General features: G+C 40.6%; 20 protein-coding genes and 1 riboswitch. Of the genes, 13 read left to right on the top strand and 7 right to left on the bottom strand.

The window, feature by feature from the left end; all coding sequences use genetic code 11:
* Positions 1–79 precede the first annotated feature (79 nt).
* Together EUBELI_RS09135 and EUBELI_RS09130 are read left to right on the top strand one after the other, a co-directional pair.
* The gene (locus EUBELI_RS09135; protein WP_012740121.1) at positions 80–562 is read left to right on the top strand and encodes a hypothetical protein; all 483 of its coding nucleotides are present in this window, start codon (positions 80–82) and stop codon (positions 560–562) included.
* A complete protein-coding gene (locus EUBELI_RS09130; protein WP_012740120.1) occupies positions 562–831 on the top strand; it encodes a DUF1294 domain-containing protein in 270 nt (89 codons plus the stop codon). Before EUBELI_RS09135 ends, EUBELI_RS09130 begins: the two co-directional genes overlap by 1 nt.
* Positions 832–984: 153 nt before the next feature.
* On the opposite strand, the gene EUBELI_RS09125 is transcribed toward EUBELI_RS09130, so the two are convergent.
* Positions 985–1,812, bottom strand: a complete 828-nt coding sequence (locus EUBELI_RS09125) for an amidohydrolase family protein (protein WP_041688294.1) — start codon at positions 1,810–1,812, stop codon at positions 985–987.
* 597 nt (positions 1,813–2,409) lie between these two features.
* Here EUBELI_RS09125 and EUBELI_RS09120 point away from each other — a divergent pair.
* From EUBELI_RS09120 to EUBELI_RS09100, 5 genes are read left to right on the top strand one after another with little or no spacing between them, the layout of a single operon-like run.
* Positions 2,410–4,113 carry an adenylyl-sulfate reductase subunit alpha gene (locus EUBELI_RS09120; protein WP_041688292.1) on the top strand — a complete coding sequence of 568 codons (1,704 nt, stop codon included), beginning with the start codon at positions 2,410–2,412 and terminating at the stop codon, positions 4,111–4,113.
* Entirely contained in the window at positions 4,094–4,408 is a 315-nt protein-coding gene (locus tag EUBELI_RS09115; protein ID WP_012740116.1) for a 4Fe-4S dicluster domain-containing protein, read from the top strand. The genes EUBELI_RS09120 and EUBELI_RS09115 overlap by 20 nt, the downstream gene beginning before the upstream one ends.
* Before the next feature lie 11 nt (positions 4,409–4,419).
* Positions 4,420–5,319, top strand: a complete 900-nt coding sequence (gene cysD / locus EUBELI_RS09110) for a sulfate adenylyltransferase subunit CysD (protein ID WP_012740115.1) — start codon at positions 4,420–4,422, stop codon at positions 5,317–5,319.
* A gap of 1 nt (position 5,320) precedes the next feature.
* Complete coding sequence (locus tag EUBELI_RS09105) at positions 5,321–6,910, top strand: sulfate adenylyltransferase subunit 1 (protein ID WP_081458308.1); 1,590 nt, start codon at positions 5,321–5,323, stop codon at positions 6,908–6,910.
* Positions 6,911–6,934: 24 nt separating this feature from the next.
* Positions 6,935–7,990, top strand: a complete 1,056-nt coding sequence (locus EUBELI_RS09100) for a sulfate ABC transporter substrate-binding protein (protein WP_012740113.1) — start codon at positions 6,935–6,937, stop codon at positions 7,988–7,990.
* Positions 7,991–8,116: 126 nt separating this feature from the next.
* Here EUBELI_RS09100 and EUBELI_RS09095 read toward each other — a convergent pair whose 3' ends face one another.
* Positions 8,117–9,322, bottom strand: a complete 1,206-nt coding sequence (locus tag EUBELI_RS09095) for a cation:proton antiporter (protein ID WP_041688290.1) — start codon at positions 9,320–9,322, stop codon at positions 8,117–8,119.
* Between the two features lie 69 nt (positions 9,323–9,391).
* Positions 9,392–9,464: riboswitch (Fluoride riboswitch) on the bottom strand.
* 243 nt (positions 9,465–9,707) lie between these two features.
* On the opposite strand from EUBELI_RS09095, the gene EUBELI_RS09090 reads away from it, so the two are divergent.
* Positions 9,708–11,606, top strand: coding sequence for an AAA family ATPase (locus tag EUBELI_RS09090; protein ID WP_012740111.1), 1,899 nt, complete (start codon positions 9,708–9,710; stop codon positions 11,604–11,606).
* A gap of 59 nt (positions 11,607–11,665) precedes the next feature.
* Here the strand turns inward: EUBELI_RS09090 and EUBELI_RS09085 are convergent, their stop codons facing one another.
* The gene (locus tag EUBELI_RS09085; RefSeq protein WP_012740110.1) at positions 11,666–13,069 is read right to left on the bottom strand and encodes a PH domain-containing protein; all 1,404 of its coding nucleotides are present in this window, start codon (positions 13,067–13,069) and stop codon (positions 11,666–11,668) included.
* Positions 13,070–13,129: 60 nt separating this feature from the next.
* On the bottom strand, positions 13,130–13,513 hold the full coding sequence (locus EUBELI_RS09080; RefSeq protein WP_012740109.1) for a GntR family transcriptional regulator: 384 nt from the start codon (positions 13,511–13,513) through the stop codon (positions 13,130–13,132).
* Between the two features lie 578 nt (positions 13,514–14,091).
* On the opposite strand from EUBELI_RS09080, the gene EUBELI_RS09070 reads away from it, so the two are divergent.
* From EUBELI_RS09070 to EUBELI_RS09055, 4 genes are read left to right on the top strand one after another with little or no spacing between them, the layout of a single operon-like run.
* Positions 14,092–14,325 (top strand): hypothetical protein, encoded by a 234-nt coding sequence (locus EUBELI_RS09070; protein ID WP_012740107.1) that lies wholly within the window; start codon positions 14,092–14,094, stop codon positions 14,323–14,325.
* Positions 14,326–14,348: 23 nt separating this feature from the next.
* Positions 14,349–15,191, top strand: coding sequence for a sulfate ABC transporter permease subunit CysT (gene cysT, locus EUBELI_RS09065; RefSeq protein ID WP_041688819.1), 843 nt, complete (start codon positions 14,349–14,351; stop codon positions 15,189–15,191).
* 14 nt (positions 15,192–15,205) lie between these two features.
* Entirely contained in the window at positions 15,206–16,051 is an 846-nt protein-coding gene (gene cysW / locus EUBELI_RS09060; RefSeq protein WP_012740105.1) for a sulfate ABC transporter permease subunit CysW, read from the top strand.
* Positions 16,052–16,083: 32 nt separating this feature from the next.
* Positions 16,084–17,172, top strand: a complete 1,089-nt coding sequence (locus EUBELI_RS09055; protein ID WP_012740104.1) for an ABC transporter ATP-binding protein — start codon at positions 16,084–16,086, stop codon at positions 17,170–17,172.
* Between the two features lie 60 nt (positions 17,173–17,232).
* Here EUBELI_RS09055 and EUBELI_RS09050 read toward each other — a convergent pair whose 3' ends face one another.
* On the bottom strand, positions 17,233–19,344 hold the full coding sequence (locus EUBELI_RS09050; RefSeq protein ID WP_012740103.1) for a methyl-accepting chemotaxis protein: 2,112 nt from the start codon (positions 19,342–19,344) through the stop codon (positions 17,233–17,235).
* 944 nt (positions 19,345–20,288) lie between these two features.
* Between EUBELI_RS09050 and EUBELI_RS09045 the strand changes: the two genes are divergently transcribed.
* A complete protein-coding gene (locus tag EUBELI_RS09045; RefSeq protein WP_012740102.1) occupies positions 20,289–22,028 on the top strand; it encodes a carbon starvation CstA family protein in 1,740 nt (579 codons plus the stop codon).
* 45 nt (positions 22,029–22,073) lie between these two features.
* On the opposite strand, the gene EUBELI_RS09040 is transcribed toward EUBELI_RS09045, so the two are convergent.
* Both EUBELI_RS09040 and EUBELI_RS09035 read right to left on the bottom strand, forming a co-directional pair.
* A complete protein-coding gene (locus EUBELI_RS09040; RefSeq protein WP_012740101.1) occupies positions 22,074–23,309 on the bottom strand; it encodes a glycoside hydrolase family 28 protein in 1,236 nt (411 codons plus the stop codon).
* 43 nt (positions 23,310–23,352) lie between these two features.
* Positions 23,353–23,856 carry a hypothetical protein gene (locus tag EUBELI_RS09035; RefSeq protein ID WP_012740100.1) on the bottom strand — a complete coding sequence of 168 codons (504 nt, stop codon included), beginning with the start codon at positions 23,854–23,856 and terminating at the stop codon, positions 23,353–23,355.
* Between the last annotated feature and the right edge of the window lie 31 nt (positions 23,857–23,887).

The raw sequence follows: 23,887 nt of genomic DNA, 5'->3' as shown, positions 1-23,887 counted from the left end.
TAAGTTTCGTGTTATATAATTGTGGTAAATAAAGAAGCACATTTTTAATAAGAGACATTGAAAAAGGAGGGCAAGATTTATGGATGATAAAAATGTTGTTAAGAAAAGGGTAACTCTTGCTATTGCATTTGCAGTATTTCTGCTTGCAGTCATTGTTATTATAGTGCTTATTAAACCAGTGATTTTCAAGGTTAAGGATAATAACAGGGCAGAGGTTTCGGAGCAGACACAGAAGGAGGCTGAAGAGTATCTTAAGGTATATTACCGTAGTCTTGTGATTGATAAGTGCGAAATGAGTGTAGAGGAGTATGAACCTGAGACAAATTCTGAATATATCAGTTATGTAAAGGCGGGAGATGAGGCGTATTCATATGCATCTTACGTATTCTATGGTACAATGGATACACCAGATGCGAAAGGAGACAGCGTCATAATCTATATGTCGGACAGTGTGAAGTCGCCATATTACTCAATTAATGGCAATGACAAGTGGAATATGTCAATTGTTCAGAATAAGCCAGACGGCGCAAAGACTTGGAATTATGCGTTTACAGAGAGGTAATGCTTAAGATTATAGGAATATATTTATTGATTATTAATGTAGTAACATTTGCTTTGTATGGAATTGATAAGTGGAAAGCGATACACAACAAATGGCGTATAAGGGAGGCGACTCTTCTTATTACAGCGCTAATCGGCGGTTCGCTTGGAGCTTTTATTGCAATGCATGTGTTCAGGCATAAGACGCGGAAGTGGTATTTTAAGTATACGGTTCCTGCGATGCTGGTTGTGCATGTGGTAGGGATGATTTTATTGGTGGTTAAATTGTAAGCAGGCTGTTATATGGGACAGCCTGCTTGATTTGTGTCTGGTGAATATGTGCGTTGTCAAAAAATAAACTGTAAAAATTTTCAGGTTATAACCGCAAAAAGTTCTTTAGTCAAATACTTTTTCGGGTTATAACCGCAAAACTTTTTAAATAGTCTATAAATTAAGGAGTGTAACCGCATTTTTACCAAGTATGTCATCTGTATCTTTTTCTGAAAATCTACATTCTTTTATTAAATCTACTGCGTCTTTCTGGTCGTCCCACGGGCTGTCAGAGCCGAATAATATGTGGTCTGCACCGTGGATGTTGACCATTTTCTTGAATTTCTCTATTGGAAGGCTGGCATTATGATTGAGTTTCTTGATGCATGATGAGGTATCAAGATATACATTTTTCATGTAATCCTTTTCTAATATGGAAGAAACTTCGTTCCACTGTCCCCAGCCACCCATGTGTGCGAGTACGAGTTTTTCTGGTTTTACTTCCTGAATCATTGCTGTAAGTCTGTCTACGCTTGATTCATCGCAGCCCGGAAAACTCACATCGAAGCCAGCATGTATAAGTATTATAAGCCCGAGTGCTGATGCATATTCGATAAGTCTTAATGACTGCATATCATCTATATTGGTTTTCTGGAAAACCGGGTGAAGCTTGATGCCTTTGAAACCATTGTTGGAAAGCCAGTTCAATATTTCTCTGAAATTCTCACAAGCCGGATGTATTGCCCCAAATGAAATTAATCCGGTTGTCTTACTTGTTTCATTAGTCTTTAAAGCAAGTGTATTGATTGTGTCGCACTGATTAGGCTTGGTTGCCACAGGAAGCAGCACTGAGTAATCAATTCCTGCCTTCTTCATGGATTCCTTAAGTGAGTCCACTCTTCCGTCAAGATAGTTATGGATTCCGCCACTGTGGGCTAATGTACCAACAGCCCTGTCAGCGAGTTCATCTGGAAATGTATGTGTATGAAAATCTATTATCATAAAACCTCCATTCTTGCGCTGCTTCTTAGCGCATTTCAAGTTTGTGCGAAGCACAAATCTTGTGTGTGAAAAATTACATTTTTCACACCTGCCTCCTTTTGCAGGTGGAGCTGTCCACTGATATATATATGATGTCCATTCAGCTTCAGAGTATGCAAAATTGCCATAAACATATTGGCATTGCTTAATTATGTATATATTTGTGTCTGAAAATCAAGTGTTTTTTGATAGGATGTTCTAACTCCAAGGTGGAGGGTGGCAAATTAGACGTTAGAGTGGTGAGAAGGCAGGATGAAGTCCAAAAGGAGAGCGAGAGTATGGCGGATTGGACGCTGAAGTGGTGGGAAGGCAGTAAATAGGCAGGATGAAGTCCAAAAGGAGAGCGAGAGTATGGCGGATTGGACGCTGAAGTGGTTGGAAGGCAGCAAATAGGCACAATAAAGTCCAAAAGGTGTGCCACTGGAGTTCAGAGTTAGAATAAGTCAACAAGAATCTGCAAAAATCCTATTGACAAATAGGAAATTGAGAATATAATGATTTACATACCAAGATACTATGTTTATATGGAATTAGATTTTGCAAGGAGGTACATGGAGGTTGAAGAATAGGATTATTGACACAGATGTACTTATTATAGGTGGTGGAACGGCAGGGTGTTTTGCCGGTATCACACTTGGAGGGAAGAAAGACCTTGATGTACTGATTGTTGAGAAAGCTAACATTGTACGAAGCGGATGTCTTGCTGCAGGTGTTAATGCAATTAATGCCTACATCACTAAAGGCAGGGTGCCACAGGACTATGTTGATTATTGTAAGAAAGATGCAGATGGAATAGTAAGAGAGGATTTGCTTCTTTCAATGTCTGAGAGGCTTAATCATGTCACTAAGATAATGGAGGACTTAGGACTTGTAATCCTTAAAGATGAGAATGGAGATTATGTTGCGAGAGGAAACCGCAATATTAAGATAAATGGTGAGAATATCAAGCCGATACTGGCAGATGCAGTTAAGAAGCAGGACAATGTAACGGTAATCAATCACCTTAATATTACAGATTTCATAGTGGAGAATAATGAGATTAAGGGTGCATACGGATTTGATGTCAACAATGCAGAGTTCTATGAGATAAATGCGAAGGCAGTTCTTGTGGCTACTGGCGGAGCGGCAGGTCTTTACAGACCTAACAATCCGGGATTTTCAAGACATAAAATGTGGTATCCACCGTTCAATACAGGAGCCGGATATGCAATGGGAATCAATGCAGGTGCGGAGATGACCACATTTGAGATGAGATTCATTGCTTTAAGATGTAAAGATACGATTGCTCCGACAGGAACTATCGCACAGGGAGTTCCGGCAAAGCAGCTTAATTCCAACGGCGAAGTGTATGAGAACAAATATGGTCTTACAACTTCACAGAGACTTTATGGAACAGTTACGGAAAACCGCGAGGGCAGAGGTCCTTGCTATCTTGGAACTAAGGGAATAAGCAGGGAGCAGGAGGAAGACCTTTACAAAGCATATCTTAACATGGCACCGAGCCAGACGCTTAAGTGGCTTGAGGCAGCGGGCGGTCCTTCTGAAGAAAATGTTGAGATAGAGGGAACTGAGCCATACATAGTCGGAGGTCATACAGCGAGTGGTTACTGGGTTGATAACAACCGCGAGACTACAATTCACGGGCTTTTTGCAGCGGGTGATGTTGCAGGCGGATGTCCTCAGAAATATGTAACAGGAGCTCTGGCAGAGGGCGAGATTGCAGCACAGGCAATAGCTGAAAGGCTTGAAGGCTCAGGAAAGGGCTTTGTTGTAAATGAGGTGGCAGATTCAGAATTGTCTGAGAACGCATTTGCAAAGAAGAGCGAGTATGAGAGATTTCTTAATAATAAGCAGGGACTTGTTGATATCGAGCAGACTGAGGAAGCAATGCAGAAGATTATGGACCAGTACGCAGGTGGCATAAGCACTGATTATCAGTACAATGAAGCAAGACTTGAGCTTGCAGATGAGAAGATTAAATTCTTAGAGCAGAGCATTGATAATCTTGCGGCACAGGATGCAGATGACTTGCTTAGAATCTATGAGATAAGAGAAAGACTTACGGTGTGCAGAAGTGTTATAGCACATTTGAAAGCAAGAAAAGAAACCCGTTGGCACAGCTTTGCGGAGAATATGGATTATCCGGCTAAGAGTGATGACTGGTTAAAATATGTCAACTCCCGCAAGGAGAATGGCGAGATTAAGATAATCATAAGAGACCTTGTGAGAGGAGGCGACAGCTATGAGCATTCAGATAAATAAGTTAAAATGCGTTGGCTGCGGGAAGTGCGTTGAAGCCTGTCCTGGCAACCTTATCAAGAAAGATACAGATGGAAAAGCATTTATAAAGCATGTCAAGGACTGCTGGGGCTGTACATCTTGTCTTAAGGAATGTCGTTTTGAGGCGATTAATTTCTTCCTTGGTGCCGATGTAGGCGGCAAAGGAAGCACACTTTCATTCAGGCAGAAGGGAAGTATCAATACATGGACGGTGACTTCGCCGGACGGAACAGTTAAGACGCTTGAGGTCAACAGACAGGAATCTAATAAATATTAGGGAGGAATATCATGGGTAATTTATCACATTTGGACGCACTCGAAGCAGAGGCGATATATATTATAAGGGAAGTTGCAGCAGAATGCGAAAAGCCGGTAATGCTGTATTCTATAGGAAAGGACAGCTCAGTTATGCTTCATCTTGCAATGAAAGCATTCTATCCTGAGAAACCACCTTTTCCATTTCTTCACATTGACACAACATGGAAGTTCAAGGAAATGATTAAGTTCAGGGATGAGACAGCGAAAAAGCTTGGAATCGAGATGCTTACATACACTAACGAAGAGGGTGTAAAGCAGGGAATCAACCCATTTGACCACGGTTCAGCTTACACTGATATCATGAAGACTCAGGCTCTTAAGCAGGCACTTAACAAATACGGCTTTACAGCAGCATTTGGCGGAGGACGAAGAGACGAGGAGAAATCAAGAGCTAAGGAGAGAATTTTCTCTTTCAGAAATACAGCACAGGCATGGGACCCTAAGAACCAGCGTCCGGAAATGTGGAAGCTTTACAACACTAAGATTCACAAGGGCGAGAGCATGAGAGTTTTCCCTATCTCTAACTGGACTGAGAAGGATATCTGGCAGTACATCCAGAGAGATAAGATTGATATTGTACCTCTTTATTTTGCAGCAGAAAGACCTGTTGTATACCGTGACGGCAATATCATCATGGTTGATGATGACAGAATGAGACTTCTTCCAGGCGAAAAGCCACAGATGAAGAAGGTAAGATTCAGAACTCTTGGCTGTTATCCACTTACAGGCGGTGTTGAGTCAGACGCAGAAACTCTTGACGAGATTATCGAAGAGACTTTAAGTGCGGTTGAATCAGAGAGAACAAGCCGTGTTATAGACCATGAGGAAGCAGGAAGCATGGAAAGAAGAAAGAAAGAGGGGTACTTCTAGAATGAAAGGTTTACTTAAATTTATTACATGCGGTAGTGTTGATGATGGAAAATCTACACTTATCGGACACATTTTATATGATTCAAAGTTATTGTATGCTGACCAGGAGAAGGCGTTGGAGCTTGATTCCAAGGTTGGAAGCCGCGAAGGCAAGATTGATTATTCACTTCTTCTTGATGGTCTTATGGCTGAGAGAGAGCAGGGAATCACTATTGATGTTGCTTACAGATATTTTACAACTGACAACAGAAGCTTTATCGTTGCTGATACTCCGGGACATGAGGAGTACACAAGAAACATGGCGGTTGGTGCTTCATTTGCAGACCTTGCAGTAATCCTTGTTGATGCAAAGCAGGGCGTGCTTATCCAGACTAAGAGACACGCAAGAATCTGCGCACTCATGGGAATTAAGCATTTTGTATTTGCAGTTAATAAGATGGACCTTGTTGGTTACAGTGAGGAGCGTTTCAACGAGATTAATGCACAGATAGCAGAGCTTACTAAGGAACTTTCACTTGCAGATGTAGTTGTTATCCCTGTTTCGGCAACAGAGGGCGACAATGTTACAACTAAGTCTGCTAATATCCCATGGTATAAGGGCGAGGCACTTCTTCCATACCTTGAGCAGATTGATGTTGATGATACTGAGGAAGAAAAAGGCTTCTACATGCCTGTTCAGAGAGTATGCCGTCCAAATCATGAATTCCGTGGTTTCCAGGGACAGATTGAGGCAGGAAGCGTATCTGTTGGTGACGAGATTATCACTCTTCCAACTAAGGAGCATGTTCATGTCAAGAGCATCCATGTTGGTGATAAGGAAGCCCAGAGCGCATCTATTGGACAGCCTGTTACTATCCAGTTAGACCGCGAGGTTGATGTCTCAAGAGGTTCAGTTCTTGCAGCAGGAGCAGACCTTAAGCTTGCAACAGAGATAACAGCTACAATTCTCTGGATGGACGATGATGTTCTTACTAATAACAAGAACTTTTTTGTAAAGCTTGGAACAAGACTTATTCCGGGCGTTGTTACTGAGATTGTCAATACTATTGATGTCAATACAGGCGAGGAGAAGCCAGCAGCTCTTCTTAATAAAAATGAAATCGCTGTATGTAAGATTTCTCTTGCTGATGTAATTGTTGTTGATGAATTCAACCTTCACAAGACTATGGGGGAGCTTATCCTCATAGACCGTGTTACTAATATGACTAGTGCCTGCGGCGTTGTCCGTGAAGTTAATGAGGCAGCAAGCGATGTTAAGGAAGTTGACGCAGCTTTCAGAGCGGAGCTTAACAACCAGAAGCCTGTTGTTGTTGAGGCTGTTCTTTCAGACAAGATTAATGTTGATTTCTTAAAGAAGGTTGAGAAGGAGCTTCTTCTTGACAGCAAGCATGTATATCTGTATGCTCCGGCAGAAGGCGAGGATTATACAAATGTTGTGACTCACCTTGTAAATGCAGGTATTGTTGTTATTCTTGCACTTAAAGAGAAAGCAGATATTAAGATTGATGGTGCAGAAGTCCTTGCAGGCTGGGAGTCTGAGGTTGACGCAACTACTGCGGATGTGGCTGAGTTTATTAAGAAGAATGCGTAAGTATTGTACAGAGGTCAGGTTGAGATGAAAAAATATGGATTTTTTAAAAAGTTAATATGTTTAGGTATGATTTTCAGCCTGACTTTTACCGGACTTTCCGGGTGTGGGCAGAAGAAGACGGAACTTGTTAATGTTTCTTATGATGCTACCAGAGAGTTTTATAAGGAGTATAACAGGCTTTTTGAAGATTACTGGTATGATAAGACTGGTGAGAAGGTTGAGGTTATCCAGTCTCATGGCGGTTCTGGAAAGCAGGCGCTAGAGGTTGCTAACGGTCTTGGAGCTGATGTTGTCACGCTTGCTCTTGAGGGTGATGTTAATGTTATAAGGAACGAAGGGCTGATTGATGACGGATATATTGATGATTATTCTGATGACAGCTCGCCTTACACTTCTACGATTGTCTTTCTTGTAAGAAAGGGTAATCCTAAGAATATTAAGGACTGGGATGACCTTCTTAATGACGGGGTTAAGGTTATTACCCCTAATCCTAAGACTTCTGGAGGAGCCAGATGGAATTTCCTTGCGGCATGGTATTATTTTAAGAAGCAGGGACAGACTGATGAACAGGTTCAGGCAAGTGTTACCAAGCTTTACAAGAATGTGGCAGTGCTTGATTCGGGTGCAAGAGGTTCTTCTACAACATTTGCAGAGAACGGACAGGGGGATGTTCTGATTGCATGGGAAAATGAAGCATTTTTCGCATTACAGGAATATCCGGGCGAGTATGAGATTGTTGTTCCGTCCGCATCTGTATTGTGCCAGCCAACGGTTGCGAAGGTTGACGAGGTCACACAGATGAATGGAACTGCGGAACTGGCAGACGCCTATCTTTCTTTCCTGTACACTGATGATGCGCAGAGACTTGAAGCACAGAACTTCTACAGACCTGTAAACAAGGACATCCAGAAGGAATACGAATCTTCAAGTGACGCAAGAAATATTAAAGAGATTCTATCTGATGGCAAATGGATTGTCAGCGACATTGACATGGCAGATATCGGGTATTTTGGCGGTTGGGAAGCGGCTACACAGAAGTTTTTCTCTGATGGCGGAATATTTGATAAGATATATGATTAATTAAAATGTAAGGTCACACTTAACCGGCTTTGAGCTGGCTGAGTGTGGTCTTTTTTGTGTGAATCTGACTATGCGCAGACGCATGAAGCCTACTAACATAGCACAAGTTATCGTGTATAATGGCTTTTAGTGGGTTTTGTCTTCCGTCAACAGCCTCTTATAAGTACAGTCGATGCCAAGCGCGCCAAGCGGAGCAGTAACTATGATTGCAAGCACAGCTACGGAAAGCACTATCTGTCCGCAGGAGAGTCCGGCGGCTAAAGGAACAGAGCCGATGGCTGCCTGGACGGTTGCTTTAGGAAGATAGGCAATTACACAGAAAAGCCGTTCCTTCCATGTAAGATTTGTCTTTACGGTGCAGAGAAGCACTCCGGCAGCTCTGAAAACAAGTGCGGCGAGAATCATAAGCAAGGCTGGAAGTCCAGCTTTCAGTGTGTAGCGGATATCGACAGCCGCGCCGACAAGCACGAACAATATTACTTCAGCAGCGAGCCACAGCTTGCCAAATTTTTCGGACAAACGGGCTGATACGGCGGGGACACATTTAAACTTAAGCGTACATGCCATAGCGACAACAGCAAGAAGGCCTGAAACAGACACTTTGCCCTCAAGCCAGCCCTCAATTGCAATAAGAAGAAAAGAGAAGCCAAGTACGATGATAACCTTCATGCTGTTTCTTACGGTATGTTTGCGGGCGTATGATGTTTCAAAGAACAGATACAGTCCCAATCCGGTTACTATGCCAAGAATTATGCCGAGTATAATAGACACAGGAATATTTACGAAATCCATAACATTTGCCTTGCCACCCTGTGCCACATTTAAAAATGTTGTGAATAACACTATTACAAATATGTCATCGCACGAAGCACCAGACAGTATCATCTGTGGAATTGCCTTGGCAGTTCCGTAGCGTTTCTCAATCAGCATTACCATTCGGGGAACGACAACCGCAGGAGAAACAGCGGCGAGAACCGCGCCCATCACGGTAGCTTCGGCGTGGTTAATTCCAAGAATTACAGGGGCAAGCAGAATATAACCGATGATTTCGCAGGAAGCCGGAACGAAGGACATGAGAATTGCACTTCGTCCGGCTTTTTTCAGGTCTTTTAAGTCAAGCGACAGGCCGGCCTTGATAAGAATAATGATAAGAGCCATTTTTCGCAGATCAGCCGATATTGAAAGGATTGATGGGTCAAGAAAATCAAGGACATATGGCCCGAGGACAATACCGGTAACAAGCATACCGATGATTCTTGGCAGTTTCAGCTTCTGGCAGATTGCGCCCATGACGAGCCCAACCAGAAAGATAAGTGATAAAGATGTCAGCATAATAAGCCTCCTTAAAAATGTAGTAAATGCATTTATGAACGCAAAAAAAGCTGATGCTTCCTGCGACATAAAATCGTAGAAGTCATCAGCTTGAATAAGCAGTTTAGGTTTCCCAAGGGAGTACTTCATTCCCTTTGATATTTATAATACTTTGGGGCAGGATTGTCAAATGTAAATGAGGAAATATATAATATTTAAAGAAAAATATATAATTTCCGAAAATTAAAATAATATTTCTTGAAAATGCCTTGATATTTCCGAAAAATTGCGTAGAATATAATATAGATGTATATAAATGTTGTGAATTAAGTAAGAGGCGGTGTGGAATCTGTGTACATGACACGGATTTCAGTATGTGCAGTAATGCACAGAAAAGAGGGGCTTTATGGATATTAGATATATTAAGGCGAAGGAATTATCCGCAAGATGGGGCGTGACGCCGAGAAGAATTAACCAGTTGTGTACAGAGGGAAAGCTGCCGGGAGCTTATAAGGAAGGCAAGTTCTGGATGATACCTGACGATGTGGACAGACCGGATTGTTTAAGGGAGAATAGGAATCTTTATGTCAGGGAAGACAGCGCTGTATACAACAGGAAGCGTCCCTGCCCGGTTGGAATAACATCTTATAAAGAAGTGTCGAATGAATGTTATTATGTAGACAAAACATTGCTTATTAGGGACATTATAGATAATCACAGTAAGGTGTATTTATTTACAAGACCGAGAAGATTCGGAAAGACACTTACTATGGACATGGTTCGCACATTTTTTGAAAAGACTGATACGGATACATCAGTGTATTTTAAGAATAAGAAGATATGGCGAGAGGGCGCGCTGTATAAGGAGAAGCAGGGGCAGTACCCGGTGATTTTTCTTACATTTAAAGACGCCCACCAGTCAACATGGCAGGACATGTACGCAAGTCTCTGCTTTACATTAAGGAATGAATTTTTGCGACATATTGAACTGACGACAAGCGCCAGATTAAGTGACTATGATAAGAAGTATCTTAAGTCAATACTTGATGATGAGGCAACGATAATAGATTATCAGTTTGCACTGGGGAAGCTGTCGGCAATGCTTTCAAAGCATTATGGCAGGAATGTAATCGTGATAATTGACGAGTACGATACGCCAATCCAGCAAGGACATATATTTGGATACTATGATGAAGTGATTGGCTTTATGAGAAATCTTTTGTCGGCTGTCTTAAAGGACAATCCAAGTCTGGAACTGGGGATTCTCACGGGAATTCTCCGCATAGCTAAGGAAAGCCTGTTCAGCGGGCTTAACAATCTTGTGGTTAATACAATTCTTGATGATGAATATTCGCAATATTTTGGATTCACGGAAGAGGAAGTTTCTGCTATGGCGCAGTACTACGGCGTGTCTGACCGGCTGGGTGAGATTAAGGAATGGTATGACGGCTATATGTTTGGCAGAACCGGAATATATAATCCGTGGTCGGTTATTAATTACTTCAATAACAAATGTGTTCCCAAAGCCTTCTGGTCAAGAACAAGTGGCAATGAGATAATCGGCGAGCTGTTTAATAGTGCTGATACCACATTTGCAGACAACTTATTAAGATTGCTGCAGGGCAGTACTGTTCAGGCAATTGTTGACACAGATATCATATATCCTGAGATTAATGGAGACATTGATACAATATACAGCTTCCTTCTGGTTGCCGGATATCTGCGTGTGTCAGAGCATATTGGCTCTCTGTACGACAATCCGATATGCGCGCTGTCGATACCTAATTATGAGATAAAGAGCGTGTTCCAGAAGGAGATTATTGACAGATATAACGGCATATTTACAGGTGCGCTGCTAAGAAACTTTGCGGAATCAATCCGTACGGGAAATGCACATTTATTAACAGAAACCTTGCAGCAGTATCTTTTGCAGTCTGCAAGCGTGTTTGATACGGCACATGAGGATTTCTATCATGGGGTGGTATTTGGAATGCTTGCGGTATTGTCAGACAATTATTATATCTCGTCTAACAGGGAGTCAGGTGAGGGACGATTTGACATAGAGCTGCAACCGAAGAGCCGTGGCGGACACGGATATATCATAGAATTCAAAGCATGTAAGGAAGCTGAGCTTGAGAAGATGGCTGGCAGTGCAGTCAGACAGATTCAGCAGAAAAGTTACACAGCCAATCTTGAAAAGCATGGCGTGTCTGGGATTGGTATGTTCGGAGTTGCATTCAGCGGTAAGAAAGTGAGTGTGGCGTATGAGGAGCATGATGTGAAGAAGCGCAAGTCACGCGAATAGAAGAATTGCAGAAAAAAGGACGGTAAGAAGTTAATTCTTATCGTCCTTTTTGTCACGGATTATTTATCCTTAATTGTATTATACAGATTAACAATTTCGCCATCTTTTTTGGAATTGATGAACACAGTCTGGTCAGCAGTTTTTATCATAAGCACAGGAGACACATCTTTAAAAATGTAGAGACTGCATTTTCCATAAGTATTGCCCTTAAATTTTCCGACAAGATAACTTTCTGTGGCACCGCCGTTATATCTGAAAAAATGGTCATCAGGCAGTGAATCCATCAGAGTAATTTCGGTAATGTTGTCAATGTTAATTCTGCTTGTATAACCGCATGAAGACACATTTACAGTGCTTTCAGTAGTCCTGATGTCGATAGTAACATGAATGTATGGAATTAATACAATAGTTGTCCATATTAGTAATCCAAGAATAACAGCCGTTATGCTTCCGGTGAATATCTTAGCACCTGTGCGGGCGTAGTTAAGCGAGTAGTTGGTCGAACACAGCCTGTCGGGTACGAAAAGGTGCGGGTCATTAGGATTGTAGTAAAATCCAGTCTTCCAGTAGTCATCATCATCAACAAATACCGGCTGTGTGTCAGCCTTAAGCATTTCGTTCTTTCTGTTGCGTGCAAGAATAAGAATGACAGTGAGCGTGCAGCCGCTTAACAACTGCAGAATAATGTACATCCAGAAACTTAAGTCACCAACAGTATCCTGAATAATACACATTAACACAAATGTTATCCATGCCACGAAGTTAAGAAGTGACATTACAAGCATTGCTGAAGCAATGTATTTCTTCATAGTCAGATTAACAATGTTGTTAATGTCCGAATTAAGGCTGTATGCCTGATTCTGTCGTCTGTTCATATAAATATGGAACACAAACCCGAATACTGAAACTATGACAGTACATATTGCAAATACAATAATCATTGAAAAATATGCTCTGTCTGTCCATGAATAGAATGGAATCAAAGCCAGCAGTTCTGCGGCAATTATGATGATGTGGTATCTGAAACTGACTGGAGTTGCATCTGCGTTTGCACAAGCACGAGTATCTATAAAGACCTTCTGTTTCTGGGATTCCACAAACCAGCCATTCTGTATCTTTAACAGATACATTTTCCGATGCGCTGAAAGCTGGATATACATAATTCCGAAAACGAACACGAGAATCCAGATTGTATACATAATAACGAAAATGATTATGTTCACAAAATTAAGAAAGCATATGGCTATTGAGAGTACTGCATTGATATTCTGAAAATATTTCATGCTTTTCTTAAAGCGTGTCATAAGTCGGGTGACATCGTCATCGTTAACATGGTCGCCTGGAATGTGGACTCCGATAAGCATTCCGTTGTTGTATCGGTAGTTGGATTCATATGCAAATCTCATGATCAGGACTGTGAACATGTTGCATACGAAGAATAGCATAAACATTGCGATTTTCATAAGGAAACCTCCTTGTATAGTGGGACTGTGTGTGTTAATGCATGTGTGAATACAGGCATATTACATTGTGCAGGGATTCATCTTGGAATAAATGTTTTCGCACATTTTTAAGAATTCTTCTTTATCCATTCCTGTAATGCTTGCTTCTGCGGATAGCAGTTCAAGCTCTGATTCAAGCTTTTCCCTGAATTCAATATCCATATTAATATTCTCGGCGACAAATGCACCAAGCCTTCTGTCGGTTTTAATAAAACCTTCAGCTTTAAGAATCTGGTAGGTTTTATTGACGGTCATTGTATTAACGCCTGCGTCAGAAGCAAGCTGTCTGACGGTCGGCAGTTTCTCACCAGCCTTGAGTTCTCCCTTGCCGATTCCTTTAACAATCTGATTTCTTAACTGTACATATATGGGCGTGTCGCTCGCAAAATCAAGTTCTATAACCATATCGGGCTCCTTTCTTCTTGCTAAAAATGTGTTGCTATTAGTGTATTTGTTGTGTCTGTATTACGGATTATAATACAAGCATAACAGAAAGTCAAGAAAGGAAGCCAAAGCATTGTGGATTGGACGTTAGAGAGGAGGGAAGGCACGAGGAAGTCCAAAAGGGAAGCCAAGGCGCGGCGGATTGGACGTTAGAGAGGAGGGAAGGCATTAGAAAGTCCAAAAGAGAAGCCAAAGTGTGGTGGATTGGACGTTGGAGTGGAGAGAAGGCGGTAGAAAGTCCAAAAGAGAAGCAAAGGCGCGGCGGATTGGACGTTAAAGTGGAGAGAGGGCAGTAGGAAGTCCAAAAAGACAGAAACCTCAAAATTCATATTGACATACAAACATAGTAGGTATATAATTTACAACATAGTAACATATAAACTTAGTAGGAATTAAGAAGGAGGAATTGATTATGAAACATTTATCTAAGACATCAGGTACACAGGAAAGCTGTTGCTGCTGTTGTATGTTTTCAGAAGAAAGAATGACTTTGATTCTTCCTTTGGAAATAACCGGTTATTGCAGTTAACTGTAACGCCGTGGAAGATGATAAGCCACTCTTGAATTATTACAGACCATCTAATAAAGCAATCCTTGAAAAATATGCCACAGAATCGAAAGGTAACACAATCACAGAGCTTTCAGCAGATGGAAAGTGGATAGTAACCAATGTAGAACTTACGGACATAGCACATTTTGGAGGTTGGAATGAAGCTACAAAGAAGCACTTCAAGGATGGCGGAGTGTTCGACAAGATATATGAGAAGAAGTGATTAAGGGAAGGGGAAACGACAGAATGAAAGAGAAGAAAAGAAAGAAAAAAAGAGTAATACCAGGCTTTGGTCTTTCATTTGGAATAACAATTGCAATGTTAGGATTAATTGTTGTTATCCCTTTATGTACCCTTGTGATATTCTCGGCAAAGCTGTCGTTTACGGAATTCATAACGACAGTTACAAGGCCGAGGGTGCTTTCAAGCTACAGAGTAAGTCTTGAGACTGCGTTAATCGCGGCACTTATAGACGCAGTTATGGGAACAATTCTTGCATGGGTTCTTGTAAGATATAACTTTCCGGGTAAGCAGATTATGAATGGAATAATTGAACTTCCATTTGCACTGCCGACAGCTGTTGCGGGTATAGCACTTACACATCTGACAACAACTAATGGCTGGCTTGGAGCATTTTTTGGCAAATTTGGAATCCGGATTGCATATACAAGGCTGGGAATTATATTCGCACTTATATTCGTTGGAATACCATTCGTAGTGAGGGCGGTCCAGCCGGTGCTGGAAAAGGTGGATATCCAGTACGAGGAGGCAGCCAACATGCTTGGTGCAACCCACAGACAGACAGTATTCAGGGTAATACTTCCAGAGATACTTCCAGCACTTATCGGTGGATTCACAATGTCATTCGCAAGAGGACTTGGCGAATACGGCAGTGTCGTATTCATAGCAGGAAATACACCGTATGAGACAGAGATAGCACCGCTTATGATTATGTCAAAATTACAGGAATATGACTACGCAAGTGCAACATCAATAGCGCTAGTAATGCTTTTTATCGCATTTATTATTCTCTTTATAAATGCAGTGTTACAGAGCAGGACATCGAAGATTGTAAGTGGAATTTCATAGAAAGGGGTTAGCGTATGAACATCAGAAAAGATTCAGGTCCGTTAAAATGGATTCTAATAGGTATAAGTGTGTTGTTTTTATTTGTGATGCTTATTCTGCCCCTCAGCTATGTAATGTATACAGCATTTTCTAAGGGCATAAAGGTGTTTCTGGCAGCTGTTACCGACAAATACGCACTTCATTCGATTAAGCTGACAATAGAGGTTTCGCTTATTGCGGTTGTGTGTAACACATTTTTCGGAATATTTGCTTCATGGCTTATTACGAAATTCCAGTTTAAGGGCAAGAAGATTATATCTACTTTAATAGATTTACCACTCACAGTTTCACCGATTATAGCAGGTCTTATATATGTGCTTACATTCGGTAGACAGAGTTTTATATATCCATATCTTAAGGCTATGGGAGTAAGAATTATATTCGCAGTTCCGGGTATCGTGCTTGCGACTATATTTGTAACGTTTCCATTCATATCAAGGGAGCTGATACCGGTTCTTACCTCGCAGGGAACTGACGAGGAGGAGGCTGCAGCGCTTATGGGTGCAAATGGCTGGACTATATTCTGGAAGGTTACATTCCCACATATCAAATGGCCGCTTCTCTACGGTATTGTACTGTGTACAGCGAGAGCAATGGGCGAGTTTGGCGCGGTATCCGTTCTTTCAGGACATTTGCGCGGAAGAACTAACACGATGCCGTTGTATATTGAACTTCTGTATCAGGGATATGATTTTACGGGAGCATTTGCAGTGTCAGCAATTCTTGTGCTGATGGCGGTTATTATACTTGTGCTTCGAAGTGTACTTGAATACAAGGGGCAGCAGGCAGCTAAGGCAGAGAAAGAGCGGCAGGAAGGATAGAAACGCACTACAACAGAAAGGCGGAACAGATTATGGCAGAATTACAGCAGGACACAGAAAAATATGTAGAGCTTCGTAATATCAATAAGACATATGGCACATTTAAAGCTTCGAATAATATTAATCTTGGAATAGGGAAGGGCAAGCTTATTGCACTGCTTGGACCTAGCGGAAGTGGCAAAACTACAATCTTAAGAATGATAGCAGGTCTTGAGACTGCGGATTCAGGTGATATTATTATTGATGGCAAGGTTGTTAATGATGTGCCGGCAAGTAAGCGTGGAATAGGTTTTGTTTTCCAGAACTACGCACTTTTCAGATATATGACAGTGTATGATAACATTGCATTTGGATTAAAAGTTAATAAATGGAAAAAATCGGACATTAAGAAACGTGTTGATGAGCTTATTGAACTTGTCGGACTTTCGGGCATGGCGAAAAGATACCCTAGCCAGTTATCAGGTGGACAGAGACAGAGAGTAGCATTTGCAAGGGCATTAGCACCTAATCCGGAGCTTCTGCTTCTTGATGAACCATTTGCAGCAATTGATGCGAAGGTAAGACAGGAATTAAGAAGCTGGCTTCGTGACATGATTACAAAGGTTGGAATCACAAGTATATTTGTAACACATGACCAGGATGAGGCAATTGAGGTTGCTGATGAAATTATTGTCACTAACAAGGGACATATAGAGCAGATTGGAACGCCAAGACAGATATACAGAGAGCCTGAGACAGCATTTATGGCGGAATTCATGGGACATCCGGTACATGTTGACCGGATTAATAAGATTAAAGGTTTTAACCAGCTTGATGATTCTGTTAAGGCGGTATTAAGACCGGAGAATGTCAACATCACAAGGCTTGATGAGAAAGTTGATTCAGCCGCTTCTGTTGAGAAGGGCGTGGTTGTAGGTAAGCTTTTCATGGGAAAGGAAGTCGAGATAACTGTCAATGTCAACGGCATAGAGGTTGTCGGGACAAGAAATGTAGAGGAAGCTCCGATAAAGAAGGGTGAGGAAGTAAATGTATTTATTCACAGGGCATTTACTTACGGCGCAGATGGAATTGTCAACATTGTTGAAAATGCAAATAAGTTCGAAGACTGGATGGTTATCTAGAATATACAAAATGGAGAAAAGCTGATTAATATGCTTTTCTCCATTTTATGATTTTAGTTATTATTTTTTTTGAGTCCGTATCATTTGCTCTACATATTCCATAATGTAGTAGTTATCCTCTGGCATCTGGCAGCCTACTATGTAGATGCCGTCATTATCAGAACATCTTATAATCTGACCCTCTAATACAGAATGTGTAGGCAAATCAAAATTATCAATTGAAACAGTAATGATTTTGCCTTTGTTATTAGAGAAAAATCTGTCTTTTGAGAGAAATGCAAAACCATTGGCACTCAGATTATCAAGTTTTCCTTCAAATGTTTCGTCTGTACCCTTTACTGTAATTGTACAGTGATTATTCATATCAATTCTAGGATATTTACGACGGTTAAGAATCTGCGGTCTTGTTGTGATTGTAACAATGCCCGTTGTTGCAGATGCTTTTTTATCAGCTGCAATCTTAGCGTTTTCCCAATGGTATATTACATTTTCAACTGTTACTAACATGTCACATTCAATTGCTGAATTAACTGCAGGCAGTGCCTTCTCAAGTTCAAGAGTTATGCTGTTGTCATTATGTGTCTTAATGGTTCCGTGATATTCAACATTTTCACCATGAGTACCTTTAAGGATTGCGGATGCCTTCATGCCTGTCTTAATATCTTCAATACCCATGAAACCGCCAACACCAAGTTCACACATAAGAGCCTGTATTGTATTTTCCATGGTATTGATATTAGTAGCACTTTCGTCATATTTACTTACAATACGGCTGCTGATATCTCTTGAATTAGTTATGCACTCTGTCATGGTATCAACTATATCTGATACCTGGGACATGTTGCTTACAAGCTGCTTGTTAGCAGATTCAACATCTTTAATGGCTGTATCAATAATATGTATATGGTCTTCAATCTGAGTAGAATCAGATGTGATAAGACTGATACTTTCACTTGTCTGTTTAATCTTGTCAAGAGTAACCTGTATAAGTGATAAAGTCTCTCCAATAGAAGAAAGCATTTTATCGGAGATTACAGCAAGACGGTCTAATGCACTCTGTATTTCACTGGAAGAGGTCTTAGTTTCTGTGCTTAATGCACGAATCTGTTCAGCTACAACAGCAAAGCCTTTACCTGCATCCCCGGCTCTTGCAGCTTCAATAGAAGCATTGAGGGCAAGAAGATTGGTCTGGCTGGATATATTGTCGATAGCACTTGTCTGGTCTTTAACGGTCTTGAATTCTGATTCAAAATCATGCAGGATATGCTCAACCTCTGAAGAAAGCTCAGACATTGTAGTTGCTGTTGTAATAAGGTTTTCAAGGTCGCTTGAGCTTGTGTATGCATGCTCCTGTGACTCAGAAGTAAGGCTTACCATATCGTCAATAAGCTGAGCAACATGTTCTACCTGTGAGCTTATGTCAGTTGTCATATCAGTGGAAGAAGCAGTATGGCTTCTTAAATCTTCATTATTGCTTGAAAGTTCGTTCATGCCAAGCATGATAACATCAGAACCATGCTTATTCTCTGAAGCCAGTTCGCGTACAACAGTAATTCCACTCATAATAGAATTACTTGAAGTCTTAACTTTCTCAACAGTTGAAACAACTCTGTCAAGATCAGCTTTAATACTTCCATTCAAAGCACCATCGGATTCATTAAGGTGTCTGATAGACATAACATAGCAGATGTAGCATAGAAGAAGACATGCAACCTGTAACTGGTAATTCTTCATATCTGCATCAGACCTGCATCCGAGAACAACATATCTGTACACATCACTGACAATAACAGAGAGTACATTAGCAATACCGCAGTTAATCATGAATTTCTTGTTCTTATATAGAACGAGAAGACTCATAACCGGGAGAATGTATGTGAATGAAATCGGAGAATCAGTTGTGCATATTACAAATGTATAGAAAATACCATAACCAATAACAAGACATAATCTGTACGCATCAGTTGCTTTTCCCTTGATTCTGAAAAATAATTCTCCAATAAAGAAAGGTATCCAGCAAAGTGCAACAAATATTATGTAGCTGCTTTTTGGATAGATTCCATTAGCTGCATCAGTACCATAATTGGCGGTCAAAAGGAGTGAGAAAACAAGCCATATCCGACGGGCTTTAATATTAGCCTTGGCTTTAAAAACATTAGCATCGTAGTTCATAGAATAATCTCCTATAAAATATAAAATTGTTAAGTTAGTGAAGTATTTTATCACGAAAATAAACTATCTCTATTTTATAGCAAATATTTACTATTTTCAACAAGAATATCTTAAATATGGGGGGGAAAAATATAGGGAGAATGTGATACCGATAGGTAGTCGCATTTTGAAGCATCTTATAGGTAGAAAATAGATATGACTACAATGTTAGAATAAGAATTAACCTATCAAAGCATAATAATATTCAGGTAAATAATCAAAAGGGTGGATTTGCTTAATAATATTAAAGCAATCTGGCTATATATAAACAGAAACAGCGTGAAAGATATTAATTTTATTAAGAAATTTAAGAATTCTTAAGAAATATTTAATTTTCTTATTGACAAATTATCAACAAAGGAATATTTTAATGTACAAATCAACAGTCAAATGCGAAGAACAGGAAATGACTTCTTCATATCACCGCTCACAGAAAGCCGTCAGTTGATGAGAGATGGCAGCAAGGAATGATTAAGCCCTCACCTGCGAGCAGTTCTGGTGAAAGACAGGCAGATGTCTAGTAGTTGGAACCGGTACCCATCGTTAAAAGGGCATGCCATAAGAGAAGAATATACCAAGTGGCAGTAGAGTGGTCGGAGTATCCGGCAAGCAAAGTGGTAACGCGGAAGTAGAAATAATATACCTTCGTCTTTGCACATAATCCAGTAATGGATTAGTGCATCGACGAAGGTTTTTTTGTGCGAGTAGCGATGAGGATGGAACAACGGGAATTTGATGTATGCTTGCATACAATCAGATTCATGTTGGAACATCCGAGGAGCACCGCGACAATGTCAGAACGCAGTTCTGACATATGAGCTACGAGCTATGTAAGCGATGAGAATCATAGCACCGCTTCCACTGCGTTTGACTGGTGAAATATATTTTTATAGGAGAGTGACATTATGAACACATTAGTAATCGTGCTTATCGCGGCAGTTGTACTTTTTGGTGCATACATGGTTTATGGCCGTTGGTTAGCAAAGAAATGGGGTATCGACCCTAAGGCAGAGACACCAGCCGTTAAATATAACGACGGTAAGGATTTCGTTCCAACTAATGGCTGGACAGTTTTCAGTCATCAGTTCTCATCAATCGCAGGAGCAGGTCCTGTAACAGGTGCTATTCAGGCAGCAGCATTTGGATGGTTACCAGTTTTACTCTGGATCCTCATCGGTGGTGTATTCTTCGGAGCAGTTACAGACTTTGGTGCACTTTATGCTTCAGTTAAGAATGAAGGTAAGTCAATGGGTATGATCATTGAGAAGTACATCGGTAAGTTTGGTCGTAAGATTTTCTTACTTTTCTGCTGGTTATTCACACTTATCGTTATCGCAGCATTTGCAGATATGGTTGCAGGTACATTTAATGCTTACACAGTAAATGCTGATGGTGCTACTGTTTTATCAGCAGCAGCTAAGACAAATGGTTCAGCTGGTATGGTATCTATCATGTTTATGGTATTTGCCGTAGTATTCGGTCTTATCCAGAAGAAGTTAAATCTTTCAGGCTGGAAAGAAGCAGTACTTGGTATTGTGTTTATTATCGCAGCATTTGCTGTTGGTATGTTCTTCCCACTTGAGTTCAACAAAGATGTATGGAGTTATATCACATTTGTATATATCTTCTTCGCTGCAGTTATGCCAATGTGGTTAATGAAGCAGCCTCGTGACTATATGACAACATTCATGTTCATCTGCATGATCGTAGGTGCAGCAGTTGGTCTTGTAGTTGCACATCCTTCAATGAATCTTCCTGTATATACAGGATTCAATAATGCAAAGCTTGGAACAATGTTCCCAATTCTTTTCGTAACTGTTGCCTGCGGTGCCGTTTCTGGTTTCCACAGCCTTGTATCTTCTGGTACATCTTCTAAGACAGTTGAGAACGAGAAGGATATGCTTAAGGTTGGTTACGGCGCAATGGTACTTGAGAGTTTACTTGCAGTACTTGCCCTTTGTGTTGCTGGTGCAGCTGCCACTAACGGAGCGCTTCCAGCTAAGACACCATTCGCAATCTTCAGTAGTGGTGTAGCAGGATTCTTTGAAATGTTTGGTGTTCCAGTACATTTTGCAACAGTATTCATGACAATGTGTGTATCTGCTCTTGCTCTTACATCACTTGATGCAGTTGCCCGTATCGGTCGTATGAGTTTCCAGGAACTCTTCAGCGTAGATGATATGGAACATGCAGAAGGATGGAGAAAGTTATTGTGCAATACATACTTCTCAACAATCGTAACATTAGTATGTGGATTCATCCTTACTAAGATTGGATATGCAAATATCTGGCCATTATTTGGTTCAGCTAACCAGTTATTAAGCGCTCTTGTAATTCTTACACTCTGCGTATTCTTAAAGGTTACAGGACGAAGCAACAAAATGCTTTTCCCTCCTCTTATCATCATGCTTTGTGTAACATTTACAGCACTTGTACAGAGAACAATTGCAATGGTTAAGGCTATCAAGTTAGCAGCTTCTGTTACAATTCCTGCTGGACAGACATCTTGGGGAAGCGTATTCATCGCTAACGGACTTCAGCTTATAATTGCTATACTCCTTATTGTACTTGGTGTAATCATCGTAGTTAACTCAGTAAAGAGCTATGCAAAGAGCGAGAAGAACTCTGAGAAGACAGTAGCTTAATTGGTAAATATAATAAGCTATACATAATAAAATATACCGGGGCAGTTATTCTGCTCCGGTATGTTTTGATTTATCGGAAGGTGTTCCGATTTCTTCTATTATATTGTCATCTATCTGGATATCTGTGAGTGTGTATTGTTCAGGTGCTTCTTTTATGTTGCGGAAAACATTACAGGTGCAGGTACTCTTTCTTATTATAATGTGTTCTGTGGAAGACGGGGAAATATCAGTTTTTCCCTTAAGGTTGAAAAACTGTGTCCACGGATTAATGTTGATGAAATTAAATATCTTTCCCTGAACATATTCTATAGTGATGTATTCATAATGCTGTGGCGTGTCGGGACGCATTTTCAGCCAGAGCAGATTGTAACCTGAGTCGACCTTGATGTGACGCATTATTATATTCTTATTGTGTATGGATTCTGAGCCACATGTAAGGCATCCATGGCAGAATTCAAATGTGCAGTCCTCAATAATTATGCGCTCATTAGCGCCATTGTTCTTGTCACTGTCAGCAAATGGCCCTTTGCCGCCTTTTAAAGCAACTGCGTCATCATTTACATTAATTGTGCAGCCTTTAATAAGAATATCAGTGCAGGCATCAATGTCTATTGCGTCAGTGCTAGGCGCTTTGACAGGAGCAGACGGGCTTGTAATGCGGCAGTTAAGGTAACGTATATGAGAACATTTGTAAAGGTGATTAGTCCAGAACTGCGAATTACAAATGTGCAATCCGGCAACAGTAACATTGGTGCAACCAGCCATATAGATAAGCCTTGCCCGCTGTTCGTCTTTGTTGGTGCAGTTGGAATTCCATGTTCTTCGCTGCCAGAAGGCTTTCCAGCTTCGTAAGCCATTACCGTCTATCGTTCCATTACCGCACAATGTAAAGCCATCAATTCCAGAAGCGTTGATAAGTGCAGCAAAATACTGACAGGTTTCACCTTCTATTCTTGTTTCACAGACCGGATAATCGCTGATGTCGTCACTTCCCATAAGTGTTGCACCACCTTCAATATATAGATTAACTCCCTGTCTGAAAAATAAAGCTCCAGTTATGTATGTACCATGCGGAATAACGATTACACCGCCACCAGCATTGTATACAAGGTCTATCAGCTTCTGGAAATTATCTGTGTATATTCTGCCGTCATCATGTATACCATAATCTGTAATAATATATTGCTTTCCCAGTTTGGTAAGTTCTGGAATGCTGGTATTGTGAAACCAGCCATCAACAGGAGTTCCGTCTGGGAAAATGTCTGAATGTATAGTGTCCATATATATAACTCCGTTTTTATTTGTTAGAAAAACAGTATTCCTTTTAAGCTTCCTGCATCAGAATACTCACAAGATTCTTGTATCTTTTGGTTTTCTCGATTATGTCGTCCTGCATGACACCATAATATATGAATACATCACGCAAAATTCTGTTAAATTCCTTAATTGAGGACTTCTTTCCGGTCACGCCGCCTGTAATATAACCAGTGGTAGTTTCTATTTCAATATCCATATGTGCGTCATTATCCTCACGCACATACAGAAACAGGTTAATTTCGCTATTTATGTCATGCTTTATCTGCTTATACATGAATTTATACTCAGCAGAATTTCTGTCAGCTTCTTTAAATCCCCATTGTTCCTGAACATACTGACATACTTCCTCAATTGCATGATTATCGTCAAAAGAAATGCTTTTTTCTACCTCAGCTTTTTTTCTTTCATAAAGCATTTTCTTAAACTTATATGCAAAACTGGTTTTCCGGTTTCTTTTAACATATGCCGATGTTGGTCCATCAAAATTATCATAACCATTTACCCCATTCATAAATGAACCTCCAATATAACTTCATATTAAT

It is taken from the genome of [Eubacterium] eligens ATCC 27750 (assembly GCF_000146185.1).
Lineage (GTDB): Bacteria > Bacillota > Clostridia > Lachnospirales > Lachnospiraceae > Lachnospira > Lachnospira eligens.
This window is presented reverse-complemented; position numbering and strand designations above follow the sequence as displayed.